Source organism: Streptomyces deserti, from assembly GCF_054782695.1.
The window spans coordinates 1-12,273 of the sequence record NZ_BAAGRZ010000020.1 but is presented as its reverse complement, the minus strand read 5'-3'; the positions used below and the strand labels follow the sequence as shown (position 1 = coordinate 12,273).

11 protein-coding genes and 2 pseudogenes are annotated in these 12,273 nt (G+C 67.1%); 3 read left to right on the top strand and 10 right to left on the bottom strand.

What is annotated here, in order from left to right; translation table 11 throughout:
* Window positions 1-110: 110 nt before the first annotated feature.
* The 4 genes from ACYVMZ_RS27220 to ACYVMZ_RS27205 form a co-directional block, all read right to left on the bottom strand.
* Complete coding sequence (locus ACYVMZ_RS27220; protein WP_461084126.1) at window positions 111-593, bottom strand: DUF3618 domain-containing protein; 483 nt, start codon at window positions 591-593, stop codon at window positions 111-113.
* Window positions 590-1,018 carry a phage holin family protein gene (locus ACYVMZ_RS27215; RefSeq protein ID WP_461084124.1) on the bottom strand — a complete coding sequence of 143 codons (429 nt, stop codon included), beginning with the start codon at window positions 1,016-1,018 and terminating at the stop codon, window positions 590-592. Before ACYVMZ_RS27215 ends, ACYVMZ_RS27220 begins: the two co-directional genes overlap by 4 nt.
* A 217-nt stretch (window positions 1,019-1,235) precedes the next feature.
* Entirely contained in the window at window positions 1,236-1,367 is a 132-nt protein-coding gene (locus ACYVMZ_RS27210; protein WP_461084122.1) for a phosphatase PAP2 family protein, read from the bottom strand.
* 83 nt (window positions 1,368-1,450) lie between these two features.
* On the bottom strand, window positions 1,451-1,708 hold the full coding sequence (locus ACYVMZ_RS27205) for a hypothetical protein (RefSeq protein ID WP_461084120.1): 258 nt from the start codon (window positions 1,706-1,708) through the stop codon (window positions 1,451-1,453).
* Between the two features lie 799 nt (window positions 1,709-2,507).
* On the opposite strand from ACYVMZ_RS27205, the gene ACYVMZ_RS27200 reads away from it, so the two are divergent.
* Entirely contained in the window at window positions 2,508-4,115 is a 1,608-nt protein-coding gene (locus ACYVMZ_RS27200; protein WP_461084118.1) for a cellulase family glycosylhydrolase, read from the top strand.
* 84 nt (window positions 4,116-4,199) lie between these two features.
* Here the strand turns inward: ACYVMZ_RS27200 and ACYVMZ_RS27195 are convergent, their stop codons facing one another.
* From ACYVMZ_RS27195 to ACYVMZ_RS27185, 3 genes are read right to left on the bottom strand one after another with little or no spacing between them, the layout of a single operon-like run.
* Window positions 4,200-5,450 (bottom strand): glycosyltransferase family 2 protein, encoded by a 1,251-nt coding sequence (locus tag ACYVMZ_RS27195; RefSeq protein ID WP_461084116.1) that lies wholly within the window; start codon window positions 5,448-5,450, stop codon window positions 4,200-4,202.
* Window positions 5,411-6,481 (bottom strand): response regulator, encoded by a 1,071-nt coding sequence (locus tag ACYVMZ_RS27190; RefSeq protein WP_461084114.1) that lies wholly within the window; start codon window positions 6,479-6,481, stop codon window positions 5,411-5,413. The genes ACYVMZ_RS27195 and ACYVMZ_RS27190 overlap by 40 nt, the downstream gene beginning before the upstream one ends.
* Before the next feature lie 23 nt (window positions 6,482-6,504).
* Window positions 6,505-7,161 (bottom strand): glycosyltransferase, encoded by a 657-nt coding sequence (locus ACYVMZ_RS27185; protein WP_461084301.1) that lies wholly within the window; start codon window positions 7,159-7,161, stop codon window positions 6,505-6,507.
* A 477-nt stretch (window positions 7,162-7,638) separates the two neighbouring features.
* Between ACYVMZ_RS27185 and ACYVMZ_RS27180 the strand changes: the two are divergent.
* Window positions 7,639-8,304, top strand: a pseudogene (locus ACYVMZ_RS27180) (TetR/AcrR family transcriptional regulator); the annotation flags it as partial.
* Between the two features lie 278 nt (window positions 8,305-8,582).
* Here the strand turns inward: ACYVMZ_RS27180 and ACYVMZ_RS27175 are convergent.
* From ACYVMZ_RS27175 to ACYVMZ_RS27165, 3 genes and pseudogenes are all read right to left on the bottom strand, one after another.
* Window positions 8,583-9,307, bottom strand: a pseudogene (locus ACYVMZ_RS27175) (integrase); the annotation flags it as partial.
* Window positions 9,308-9,463: 156 nt separating this feature from the next.
* Window positions 9,464-9,703, bottom strand: coding sequence for a hypothetical protein (locus ACYVMZ_RS27170; RefSeq protein WP_461084112.1), 240 nt, complete (start codon window positions 9,701-9,703; stop codon window positions 9,464-9,466).
* A 286-nt stretch (window positions 9,704-9,989) separates the two neighbouring features.
* The gene (locus tag ACYVMZ_RS27165; protein ID WP_461084110.1) at window positions 9,990-10,547 is read right to left on the bottom strand and encodes a DUF6082 family protein; all 558 of its coding nucleotides are present in this window, start codon (window positions 10,545-10,547) and stop codon (window positions 9,990-9,992) included.
* A gap of 441 nt (window positions 10,548-10,988) precedes the next feature.
* On the opposite strand from ACYVMZ_RS27165, the gene ACYVMZ_RS27160 reads away from it, so the two are divergent.
* Entirely contained in the window at window positions 10,989-12,149 is a 1,161-nt protein-coding gene (locus ACYVMZ_RS27160) for a CobW family GTP-binding protein (RefSeq protein WP_461084299.1), read from the top strand.
* The last annotated feature ends 124 nt before the right edge of the window (window positions 12,150-12,273 follow it).

Genomic DNA, 12,273 nt, shown 5'->3' with positions numbered 1-12,273 from the left:
GCCCAGCATCTTCCACGTCTGCTTGAACAAGGCTCCGGCGGCCATGGCCGCTGACGGCGCCCAGGGCGAGCCCGACCGGCTTGTATGCGATCTTCTATGCTTGCACCCGGTCACCCCTTGCGTCGGCGGCAGGCCAGCAAGACAACGACGGCTATGCCCGCGGCCGCGAGCACCAGGTTGCGGTTGTCCCGCGCCAGCCGCGCCCCTTGGGCCGTCTTCTGCCGCATCGGCTCGGGTGCCTTGTCCTGCCACAGCTGGCCGGCCTTGGCCGCCTTGGCCCGGGCCTGCTCGGCGGCGTGGGCGGCCTTGTCCTTGACCGGGTCGGGCAGTTTGTCCTGTGCCTGGTGCGCCAGGTCGGTGGCCTTCGCTTTCAGCTCACCGGCCTTCGCACTGGCCTGTTCCTTCAGCTCGCCGGCCTTGGCAGCGGCCTGTTCCTTGACCTCAGTGGCCTTCTCCTGGGCGCGGGTCTTGACGTCGGTCTTGGCTGCCAGCGCCTCGACCGTCTCGCCGAGCTCAGCACGGGTCTGCTCGACCTGCTCTCGCAGCTCCTCGGGGCTGGAGGCGGTGGGCTCATCGTGAGGCGGCTGGGTCATCGGTGTGCACTCTCCTTGATCTCGGCCACGTCGGCCTTGGCGTTCTCGATCGTCTGCTCGGGCGCGGGCGGCGCGGCCTGGTCGACCTGCTTCTTCCCGCTCATGGCCATCACCGCGGCGATCACACCCAGTACTGCGGTGACGATCAGTGCCGCCGCCCAGACCGGCAGCGGCACCGCCAGCGCCGCGATCGCGGTGGCGACCAGCGCCTGCAGCATCAGGAAGCCGAGGATGCCGGCGCCGCCGAACAGGCCGCCACCCTTGCCGTAGCGCTTGCCCTTCTCCTTCATCTCCGCCTGCGCCAACCGCAGTTCACCGCGCACCAGCTCGGTCAGCTGCTGCGAGGCCCGCTGCACCAGCTCGCTCACCGGCTCATCGCCGGCATTGTGCGCCTGCCGTTCAGCAGCGGTGGAGCGCGGCTGCATACTCGACCCAGCGATCACCTCCCATCCATGTCGTTCCCGCTCCCTGGTCCACCGTGAGCGGCGTCCCGGTCGCTCGCCCGTCGGTCGAGCGAGTACCCCGAACGGCCTCGTTCAGGTCGCTGCGTCGGTGGGGGACGTCGGCAGGTCCGGTAGCGGAAGCGTTGACCGTGCCCCGGAATGGGCTTCTCGCCGAAAATGCCAGGTCACAGACCTGCTGCTACAGCCAGAGCCGCATCAGCAGGTGCAGGGTGTGTCGGGTGAGCCAGGCGCTGAGCAGGCCGATGGCGGCGCCAGCGGTGACGTCGCTGGGGTTGTGGGCGCCCGACTGCACCCGCTCGTCGGCCACCATGACTGTCGGCCCGCAGACGCGATGCCGACGGCCGGCCACGTGGGGGCGACGGCGGTGGTGAAGGCGATCGCGGCTGCAGTGTGTCAGGAGGGAAAGGACGAGGAGGCGGGACGTTCATCGGCCTCGTCGTGCGGAAAGCACTCCTTCGGCGGCCTGGGCCGCTCGGCGAGCTGCTTACCCAGGCCGTTGGAGACCCGCTGTGCGACCGTGAGCGCCGCTACGCCTGCGGCCGCCGCCTTCGCACCCCGCCACCCGCCGGACGCGGCCATCACCACGGCCGCACCGCACCGCAGCTTCGAACTCTGCGCGGCCTCCTCCACCACGGACAGCACATGGCCCACGCGAGCGTGGAACGCGTGAGCCCGAATATTTCATTCGTGGCTTTCGTCGGGTCTCCTGGGTGGCTGGATGCAACACCGCCCAGGCGGAGTTCAGACTCCCGAGTTTCCCTTTGCGGAGAGTGGGATGTGTATCGCCACAGTGCGGGTTGCGCTCTGCTGATCCTGGAATCCCGGTCCTGCAAGATCGTTCACGGAATCCCGGTCAGAACCGAATTCAAAAATCTTCATCACCGCGCTGGAAGACGAGCAGCGGAAACCCGCCACTCGTCACGGCGCATACGGCGCATACAGGGCAAGCGTGGCATCACGTCACCGGAAGAGCTGGCGGTATCCGACCGGTCCCCACAACCACCGCGAATACCTCGGTGAGCACCCTCGATGGCGCAGCTCGCCCTGTCCCAGGCGACACCCGCACCCAGGACAGGGGCCCTATTGCGCCGCAGCCCGCGTCGTCCGCCACGGCTACCGTCCGTACGGCTTCATCGCGGTAGTCTGGGGCTGTCTCCACCAAACCGAGTACGGCCTGGCGAACGACCTGCTGTCCCAGCTGTTCATCGGCGCGGTGCCGATCTGGGGGTGGCAGTGGACTCGATGTCATGATCTTTCTGGCCGCTCTGCAGACCGCTCCGGCCAGTACGACGTGCACCCCGCGCGCGGCGGCGCCGGCTATGTCCGCGTCTTCTTCCGCTATGCGGGCCGACACCGTCCAGGGCACGCTCGCCTTCATCGCCCTCCAGTGTTACGCGGTCCAGGGCTTTGCCACCTCCGGCCTCGCATAGCCCACCCGGGAGATCGGCCCATGGCACTCTCGCTGCTCCGCCGTGACGGCCGGCAGATCGTCGACGCCGCCGGACAGCCCGTGCTGCTGCGCGGTGTCGGCCTCGGCAACTGGCTGTTGCCGGAGGGCTACATGTGGCGCTTCGGCGAGGGAGCGGCCAGTCCGCGGCAGATCGAGGCCCTGATCACCAACCTCATCGGCGAGGTCGCCGCTAGGGACTTCTGGCGCCGGTTCCGCGACGCCTACATCACCGATCAGGACATCGCCGCCATCGCCGCCTACGGCTACAACTCCATTCGTTTGCCGTTCAACTGGCGGGTTCTCGTGACCGAAGACGGCGAGTGGATCGAGGACGGCTTCGCGCTGATCACCCGTACGGTGGAAGCCTGCCGCCGCCACGGCCTCTACGTCGTCCTCGACCTGCACGGCGCCCCCGGCGGCCAGACCGGCACGAATATCGACGACTCCGCTGGCTGGCCCGATCTGTTCACCACTTCCCGCAACCAGCACCTCACCGTCCGCCTGTGGCAGGAACTCGCCCGCCGCCACCGCCACGATCCTGTGATCGCCGGGTACGACCTGCTGAACGAACCGCTGCCGGGAGACCACCGGGACCGCTACCGCGACCGGCTCGTACGGCTCTACCAGGACCTGATCATCGCCATCCGGGCCGTCGACCACGAGCACTTGATCTTCCTGGAAGGCATGGACTGGTCCAACGACTGGAGCATCTTCACCGAGTTGTGGGATGACCAGGTCGTATTGGAGTTCCACAAGTACTGGGACGCGCCCGACATCGGCAGCATCCGCCCCTACCTCCAGATGCGCGAACGGCTCGAGGTCCCCATCTGGCTCGGCGAAGGCGGCGAGAACCACCTCGCCTGGTGCCAGGGCACCTTCGGGATGTGTGACGACCTCGGCATCGGATGGAACTTCTGGCAGTGGAAGAAACTGGACACCCGCGTCTCCCCTCTCTCCGTCCGCATCCCCGACGACTGGCACCTCATCCAGGCCGCGGCCACCGGCGGTGACCGCCCCGCCCCCCAGGCCGCGGCCAAGATCCTCGGCCAGTACCTCGACAACATCGCCTACGAGGCCTGCGAGCAGCACCCCGACGTCGTCCACGCCATGATGCGCCGCGCTCCGCTGCGCCTGTACGCCGCCCACTTCCCGGTCGGCGGGGAGGGTGTCTCCTGGTCCGCGACCCGGCGCGACACCGGGCTGCGCGGAGTCCGCGAGAGCGAAGGCGTCACCATCGGCTTCACCGACCCCCAGCGCACCGGCGCGGTCTCCTTCCCGGCGACCGGGGACCCGTACCCGCATCTGGAGGACGCGCTCGAGATCCGACTCGCGGCGGGTGAGTGGGTCGCCTACCGCTTCGAGGCACGTGACCCCGCCGACCTCACCGCCGTCGTCCTCGGCTCTGTAGCGCCCGGCGCCTGCCTGCGCCTCTCCCTGGACGGCACCGACCTCCCTCCGGTCCCCTCGACCTCCGGTCACACCGCTATCGCCCTCGGCCGCGTCACCGCCGGCCCTCACACCCTCACCCTCACCGTCGACAGTGGCCAGGCGCGGATCAGCGCCATCGACGTGGACGTCAGCGAAGGCGGGTCATCGTTTTTTTCATGATCGGCCGAGTGCACCGGTGGGCTGATGCGCGGGGCGGCCGCACGCTGGCTTTCATGGCACCCCGGTCCGGTTGCGGCCAGATCATCAGTGGCCGTGATCCGGTTTGGCGCGCGGTGTGATGTTCCACGTCCGCTCGCGCATGAGCTCCTTGAATTGCGCGATACAGGAGATGAGGTTCTTGATCTCGGAATAGAGGAAGCTGGCGATGATCAGATACCACCAGAACCAATCGGTGTGTCGGCGAATCGACGGATCGGCGCGGATATAGGAGAAGAAGGTCTGGCCAGGACCCACCGAGAGCGTGAAGGTCGCCGTCATCAAAAAGACGGGAATGACCCAGTTCAGAGGTCCTTGGTACAGGATCTTGTATGCGATGATCGGGAAAATTTGCATCGCGACCCACGGAGATACCTGGCGCCATCCGAGGAGGAAGAACCATCCACATTTCTGCCGAAACGTAAGGCGGGGGGAGCGCAGCCCGGGGCGCAGGTGCAGCAGCGAAGCCTGGGTCCAGCCCTGTGCCCAGCGCATTCGTTGTTTCCACAATGCGCGAGCGGTGCCCGGGGCCAGTTCGCGGGAAATCAGCAGCGGGTCCGTCCCGATCCTCGCGCCGTCCTCGATGGCCCGCAGTGACGAGTCGATGTCCTCGGTCAGCATCGACTTGCGCATGCGCGTCTTGCGCAGGAGCGAGGTGCGCCAGTAACCATTCGAGCCGCCGAAAAGCCCGAAGTCGTGCAACCGGGTCCTGCCAGGGTGGCTGATGGCATACATGGCCTCGAACTCGACCGCCACGGTCCGCGCGACCCACGAGGCATCGCCGTTGCGGATCACCGAATGTCCCTGCACCACGTCGTACCCGTTGGACAGCCAGCGCCACGCCCGCTGGAAGGAGCCCGGGGCGGGCCAATGGTCCGCATCGAAAACGCCGACGAATTCTCCAGTGACCCGAGCCAGGGCGGCATTCACATTCTGTGCCTTCGATGTGGAGCTTTTGACTTTCAAAGGCAGGAAGTCGGGGTCCCGCGCAGCGACCTCCTGCAGTGCGCCCTCGATCGGCAGAGGGCGCGGCGTATTGTACACCAGAATGATCTGCAATGGCGCGCTGTAGTCGACCGACCGAAAAGCATCGATGGTCTCCAGCACCGTGGCCGCCTCATTGGGCAGGTAAGCAGGAATGATCGCACTCGCGGCCGGATATGGAGATCCCGGCTCATCGGGCGGAGAGGGCGGAAACAGCGCCAAAAACCCCTCCCACCAGATCGTGAAAGCGGTGACCGCCAGGAAGGCGACGACGATCAGGTAGGTGATGTTCGAAAGGTCGTAAACCGCGCCCACCCACACGTAGAAAAAAAAGGCAGCGCCATTCCGACCAGCAGCGTCAGGCATATCTGGAAGGGCGTCCGCAGGACAGTCAGCGAAATTTTCCACACCGGCCGGACAGCCCTCTTCGGCGGGAGCATCCGCTTGGACCACTGCTGCGGCCGCAGGTCCAGGAGAATCTTCGCGTGTTCCGCGGCAATCCCTGCCTTCGCTACGAGATCGTCGACGTCCGCCGCCTCGAAGAAACCCACGAAGCCGATCGCCGGGGTCGTCCACACCAATTCCTCGTGCACCTGCATGCTGCGCCCGGCAACGGTGCGCGCGATGCTCGACAACCTCTCCCTCGCCCGCTCCAGGCTTGTCTCCGGCAGCAGGACGAAGACCCGCCCGCTTTCCGAACGGCCGATGTCCTCCAGGGGATCGGCACCGGAAGCCACCGAAGCCGCGAGCTGGCGCGTCAAGGCGTCAAGGGCCGCCGGACCGAACCGAGCCCGGAGTTCCTCGGCCTCAGCGATCTCCAGCACCGCGAAGAAACCGGGACGGCCAGTCCGGTCGGCGTGCTCCAGCTCGCGTCCCGCCATCTCCCGCAGCCTCCACTCGGAGAGCACGCCACTGTACGCATCACGTTCCAGCAGGTCCGCGGGGACCGGGCGCCGGACAACCTTGGCATCCACCCGGGCGACCAGCTCGTCAACCTCGAATGGCTTGTGCACACAGTCGTCCGTCTCCAGCCGCAGCCCCTTCATCACATCCACCGAGCTTCGCCGGGACATGAGGAAGATCAGAGGCACGGTCCGCCCGGCCGGGTCCGCCCGCAGTCGCTGGACAAAGTCGAACACGTCCATGTCGGGCATGCTCACATCCAAAACGACGACATCGGGCAGTTCGAGACCGATCTGGACCAAAGCCTCGCGACCGCTGCTCGCGGTGGCCACTTCGTAGCCGGCGCGCTGCAGACTGGCGGCCACCGGCGCGGGCGCCGTCTCGTGGTGGCCAACCAGCAGGACGGTGCCACGGTTGGATCGCGGACTTGTCTGCACGTCCACGACGCTCTCCTCCGTCTTCCTCGTCACACGCATACGTGGGAGTCTCCGCCGCCCCGCCCACGCTCTGGCAGCGCCGCGAAGCCGCATCCGGTTGTCACGAATGGCACCTCTTCGTGACAAAGCGTCAGCTGGGCCAGTGTCCGGAACACCCGCGAGCCGCACCGCCTTGCTGGCGACTGCTCGATCTCGTAACGCGCTCCGGGAGTCCGCCGGGAGGCAATTACGGCGATATGGCTCTTCCGCGGCGGGGCCATGATCCGGTCAAGAGTGTCGATGGGCGTGGCGTTGTCCGCGCTGACGAAGCAGACATATCGGGCGCGGGAGGTGGCGATGCCGCGGCGTACGGCCGCTCCTTTGTCGTGATCGCTACAGTCGATGGCGTACACGCTGATCGGGGCGTGGGCGAACTGCCCGACGACGTCCCGCGTGGAGTCAGCGCTGTCGTTGTCGACCGCGACGATGGCTGATGACCATGGCCGTCCCGAGAGGTATGCAACGGCGGAGGCGATGGTCGGGGGCAGACGGCGCTCCTCGTTGAACGCCGGAACGATCAGCTCAAGGTCCACCAGGGGACGCACGAGCCAGGGCGGAATCTCATCCGGCTTGTCATGACGGCGAGGCCTGTCGTGGCGGAGAGGGAAGACCAACCGTGCGGGCGAGACGAGCGGCAGGGAGCCCATCAGCACGCCCCTCTCGTGCCCGTGCTGGCCTCGAGGGCTACGGGAATGATCTGGATGGTCGCCGCCGTCGGCCGTGCGACGACCGGTGCGGGTCCGGGCGGAGCCCGTCCGTGCTCGCGGGCGCCGAGGAGCGCTGGCGCAACGTCGGCCAGTACGGCGGTCGGCTGCAGTGAGCACGAAATGATCCGAAGCTCGCCGGGCGGGATGACGAACGCGGTGGCCTGACGCCCCTGGCCTATCGGTACCCGCCGAGGAGCAGGCGCGCCGTGAGCCGGCGGCGGGCCAGTCCGTTGCGCGTCGCAGTGGGTGCGGCACGAACGGCGTCCGAGGACGGCTCCTCTGCATCGTGAACATGACGGCCTCTCCCAGAGATATGCGTAGTATGCAACAGATGTATATTTACGACGTATACATACATTTTTGCCCCATTTAGGCATACCGTCAAGAGGAGATAGCGCGGCATGCTCCCAGCGGGAGCAGCTGGTCGACCGGGAAGGGCTGTCCGCGCTGAGCATGCGCAGGGTCGGAGCCGAACTGGGGGTGGAGGCGATGGCCCTCTACCGGTACGCGTTCAGCAAGGACGCACTCCTGGACGGTCTGGTCGAAGCCTTGTACACCGAGCTGCCGGACTGCCTGGCAGCAGATTCCGGTGAAGCGGCGGCCAGGCCCGAGACCCCCTCCTCCGGAACGGGGCTTGACTGGCGCACCGAACTACACCGGATCGCCCAGGCGACCTACCAGGTCTCGCTGGCCCACCCACACGTGGTGCCGCTCCTGGCCACCCGCATGCTGGCCGTCCCGCTGGCCCGGCGCCCGCTGGCGGTCCTCAAGGACGATGAGCGCGTGCTGACCGTGCTCGGAAAGGCCGGCCTCGAGGAAATCCAAGCCACCGCGACCTTCCGGGCCTTCACCAGCTGGATACTCGGCTACGTCTTCGTGGAGCTACGGGCCATGGTGGACAACCCGGAGGAGTCCGACCCCGCGTTTCGGCTCGGCCTGCACCGTATGCCAATTCAGGAACTTCCCAGGCTTCGCAAAACGGCCCCGGCTTTCATCGAGCATGGTGGCCCGGCGGGGCTGGCCGCCGGGCTGGACGCACTGCTCGACCGCTTCACTCCTGACCTTGTACGGGATCGCCTGTGACTCCACCCTGGGACGCCGACTGGAGTACTGGCCAGCAGCGATTGGTCCCGTCGTCGGACAGTAGGGAGGCCGTCCTTCGCTCCCACGGGACGTCGAATGGTCCGGCTACCCGGATTTGGGCTCTGAACCGCTGTGCAACCGCGGTCCCGATCTGCCGCCGCTGGCCAGGGGCAGTACATCGGGGCTGCCCAGAGGGTTCGCGACAGTGCGGGTGTCAATTAATCATCCGGCCTGGTCAAGCGGCATGTGGTACTCGTGAAGGGTCCCGCCGAGTCGACGGGCACTCGGATTCCGGTGGTGATGACGTTGAGTCCGGCGTCGCCAGGACGGCGTCGAAGGCCTGCGTGAACTTCGAGTCGCGATCGCGTATCGAGAACCTGGCCTTGCTGCCTGCGTCCTCGAGGTCCATGACGAGGTTCCGCCGAGCCGCGCTACCCACTCGGCGGTGGGGTGTGCGGTGGCGCCGCGGATGCGGATACGCCGGGTGGCGTGCTCGAGAACGACAAAGACGTACAAGCGGGCACCGGTCAGGGTGCGGACCTCGAAGAGGTCGCAGGCGAGCAGTGCGTCGGCCTGGCCGCGCAGGAAGTCGGCCCGGGTGTGGCTCTGTCTCTCGGGCGCGGGCGGGATGCCGTGCTCCTTCAGGATCTCCCAGACGGTGGAGGCGGCGACTTGGAAGCCCAGGGCCGCGAGCTCGCCGTGGATCCGGCGGTACCCCCAGGAGGAATTCTCGCGGGCGAGGCGCAGGACCAGGGTGCGGATCGAGCGGATCGTGGGCGGGCGCCCGCGGCGCTCCGGCACGCAGGTGGCGGCATGGCGCCGCTTGAACAGATCGCGGTGCCAGCGCAATCTCGTGTCCGGCTGTACCAGCAGCAGGAGCTGTCGCAGTTTGTCTCTCGGGAGGCGGTGGAGCAGGTCGGCGAGGATTACGCGGTCGGTGTTGGTGAACGCGGGCCTGCCGACCTGGCGTTGGGACCAGCAGTTGGTGCCGTAGGGCAAGGATCTCCGCTGGGGGCCAACATCCTGGAGCAGGCGGAGGACTCCAAGATCATCAGGCCGGTGGCGCGGTATGTGGGGTCGACGGCGCCGGTGGCGGTGCCGGCGGCGTGACAAAGGCCGGCTCGGAGTTCTGCCGAGCCGGCCCCGCAAGGAAGGGTGCCTACGCGTCGGGAATGTCGGCCTTCGCCCTCACCAGGGTCTCGCGGGTGATCACCACGATGCGTTCGTAGTCGGCGCGTGAGGCGTCATCGGGGAGTTCGGTGTCCAGTGAGTCCGTGACATCCGTACCAATAATGGCGAAGCGCCCGTCGGACAATTCGAAAATGTCCGGGCAATTCGCTCCGCCGGCGCTGCCCCGGTCGCGTGGAGATGCACCAAGGCGACGGATGATCTGACTCACTGTTGCTTTTCCTTCGTTCGCACGGGTTCGAGGCATGGGTGCGGGCGCGCACGCGGGCAGCCGGCACGGCCTCAGGGTCGAGAATAGCCAACCACCGCGCCCAGAGCGCTCAGAGTGTTCAGTGGTTCATATGGTGCTCTTGTGCTGCGACAGGCGAGCCCCGTGAAACCTGCGAAACAGAAGGTGTTTCGACTTCGTTATCGCCGGATTGGGTTCACCCTTGCGATACCTGAAGAAACGCGAACGAAGTTGACCCAATGTGACTGTTGGTGTCTTGTGGCGGAAGTTACTCCATCGGTGGCTCTCCGACGACCCACCATTCGTCTATGTCGGCCTCCTCCAGCTGACGTAGCAAGTCGTCGACCAGGCGCCCGAGCTTGGCCTCGTCGGAGCGGTCGGCGATGGTCGCCCGCTGGTGCCGGCCCGCGTACCAGTACTCCCGGACGATCGGATTCTGGAACAGGCCGCGCATGAAGCCGAAGAACTCCTCGCGGTTGATGTTGCCGACCCGGTACCTGAAGACCTGATTGGTGTAAAGGGCGTTGGCGAACAGGAACTGCCGCCGCCGCTCGGGGGAGACCTGTCCTTCGAAGACGTCGAGCACCTCCGCCAAATCCGGATTGTCGATCGCCTTGCTCAGTAGTTCCCAGTGGAGGCGTTGCTGGATGGCGAGGTCGGCGTGGCGCTGGTTTTGCGCAGCCTGCTCCAAGTGCTCGAGCCGGATACGCAAAGAATCGATCCTGCGGCGCTGTGCGGCCATGGCGGCGACAACTCCCGCCAACAGGCCGATGCCCGCCACTGCGGCGGAACTCAGCCCCTGCGTCCCGGACTTCTGTGTGGCCATGTCAACCCCCGAGTCAGGCGGCCGTCCGCCGGTCGTCGGGTGCGGGTCGACAGGAGGGGACCGGCGAGCGGTGGGCGGCGCTTGCCGTCTCCCAGAGTGCCGAGCGGCTCTGATCGGCAGGGAGGCGGAGAGGAAGGCGCACGGAGGGAAGCGAGGGTCGCACACTCCGGCGCCATGCCCAACGTCTGCCCCGCAAGTGCTGCTAACAATCGTTCACTTCGTCGCGATTCCTGCGGCTCGTATCCTGGGGCGGCATTCAATCTTCGTGTGTGTACCGGCGCCATGAGCCGGTGCGCGCGTCGGCGTGAGAGAGGTCGCACGGTGAGTCAGCCGAGCACGAGTCCGAGCCCGAGCAGGCATCCCAGCGCGAGCCCGAGCCCGAGCCCGAGCCCGTATTCCGGCCCTCGACAGATCGCGAGCCCGAGTTCCGGCTCCCGACAGATCCCGAGCCCGAGTTCCGGCCTCCGACAGATCCCGGTCATCGTCCTGGCCGGATTCCTGGGATCCGGGAAGACCACTCTGCTCAACCACCTCCTCCACCGCAGCGGCGGCAGCCGTATCGGCGCCATCGTCAACGACTTCGGGGCCATCGAGATCGACGCGATGGCCGTGGCGGGCGCGCTCGGCGACTCGACCGTGTCACTGGGCAACGGCTGCCTGTGCTGTGCCGTCGACGCGGGAGAGCTCGATCTCTATCTCGAGCGGCTGGCCGAGCCCTCCCTCGGCATCGACGTCATCGTCATCGAGGCCAGCGGCCTCGCCGAGCCCCAGGAACTCGTGCGCATGGTCCTCGCCAGCGAACTGCCGGGGACCGTGTACGGCGGGCTCGTCGAGGTCGTCGACGCCGCCGAGTTCGACGACACCCGAGCCAGGCATCCTGAGATCGACCGGCACCTCGGCCTTGCCGACCTCGTCGTCGTCAACAAGATCGACCGGGCCGCCGGCGGGGAGCGGGTGCTCGGTCTCGTCCGGTCCCTCGTCGACCGCGCCGCCGTCGTCCCGGCCTCCTACGGCCGTATCGACCCCGAGTTCCTCTTCGACTGCCGGCCCAGCGAGGAGCGCATCGGGCAGCTGTCCTTCGACGACCTGCACGAGCACGGCGAAGGCGAGGACGAGCACGCCGGGCATCTGCACACCGGCTACGACAGCCTCTCCTTCGTCTCCGAAGTCCCCCTCGACCCGCGGCGATTGATGGGCTTCCTGGACAGCCGACCCGAGGGGCTGTACCGGATCAAGGGGTACGTCGACTTCGGCCCGTACGAAACCCGCAACCGCTACGCCGTGCACGCCGTCGGACGGTTCCTCCGCTTCTACCCGGAGCCTTGGGGCCACGCCGAGGAACGCCTCACCCAGTTGGTCCTCATCGGCTCCGGCATCGACGCTCCCGCCCTCGGCAAGGAACTCGAGGCGTGCAAGAGCGACGCCCCGCACGCCGACGAGCACGGCATGTGGGGGGTCCTCCGCTACGTCCAGGACCCCGAGGACCAGGGGCCCGTGGAGTGGAACCCCTACGACGACGGGCCCGAGGACCCGGGGGCCTCCGAGGGGCCGGAGGCGCTCCAGGAACCGGGAGCCGATGAGGATCCGTCGGACAGGCTCTAGTGAGCCGGTCTTGATGTCTCGCTTCGCCACGTGAGCTGTGTTCTGTTTCAGATCATGGCTGTGCTGGTGACAGGCTGCTGTTCTTCGGTGTGCTGACGGTATGGGGGACAACAGGCTGGAACCG

Coding starts and splice junctions, on each gene's coding strand:
- ACYVMZ_RS27200 (WP_461084118.1), top strand. CDS start 2,508: ATGGCACTCTCGCTGCTCCGCCGTGACGGCCGGCAGATCGTCGACGCC.
- ACYVMZ_RS27210 (WP_461084122.1), bottom strand. CDS start 1,367: ATGGTGGCCGACGAGCGGGTGCAGTCGGGCGCCCACAACCCCAGCGAC.
- ACYVMZ_RS27215 (WP_461084124.1), bottom strand. CDS start 1,018: ATGCAGCCGCGCTCCACCGCTGCTGAACGGCAGGCGCACAATGCCGGC.
- ACYVMZ_RS27165 (WP_461084110.1), bottom strand. CDS start 10,547: ATGGCCACACAGAAGTCCGGGACGCAGGGGCTGAGTTCCGCCGCAGTG.
- ACYVMZ_RS27220 (WP_461084126.1), bottom strand. CDS start 593: ATGACCCAGCCGCCTCACGATGAGCCCACCGCCTCCAGCCCCGAGGAG.
- ACYVMZ_RS27185 (WP_461084301.1), bottom strand. CDS start 7,161: ATGGGCTCCCTGCCGCTCGTCTCGCCCGCACGGTTGGTCTTCCCTCTC.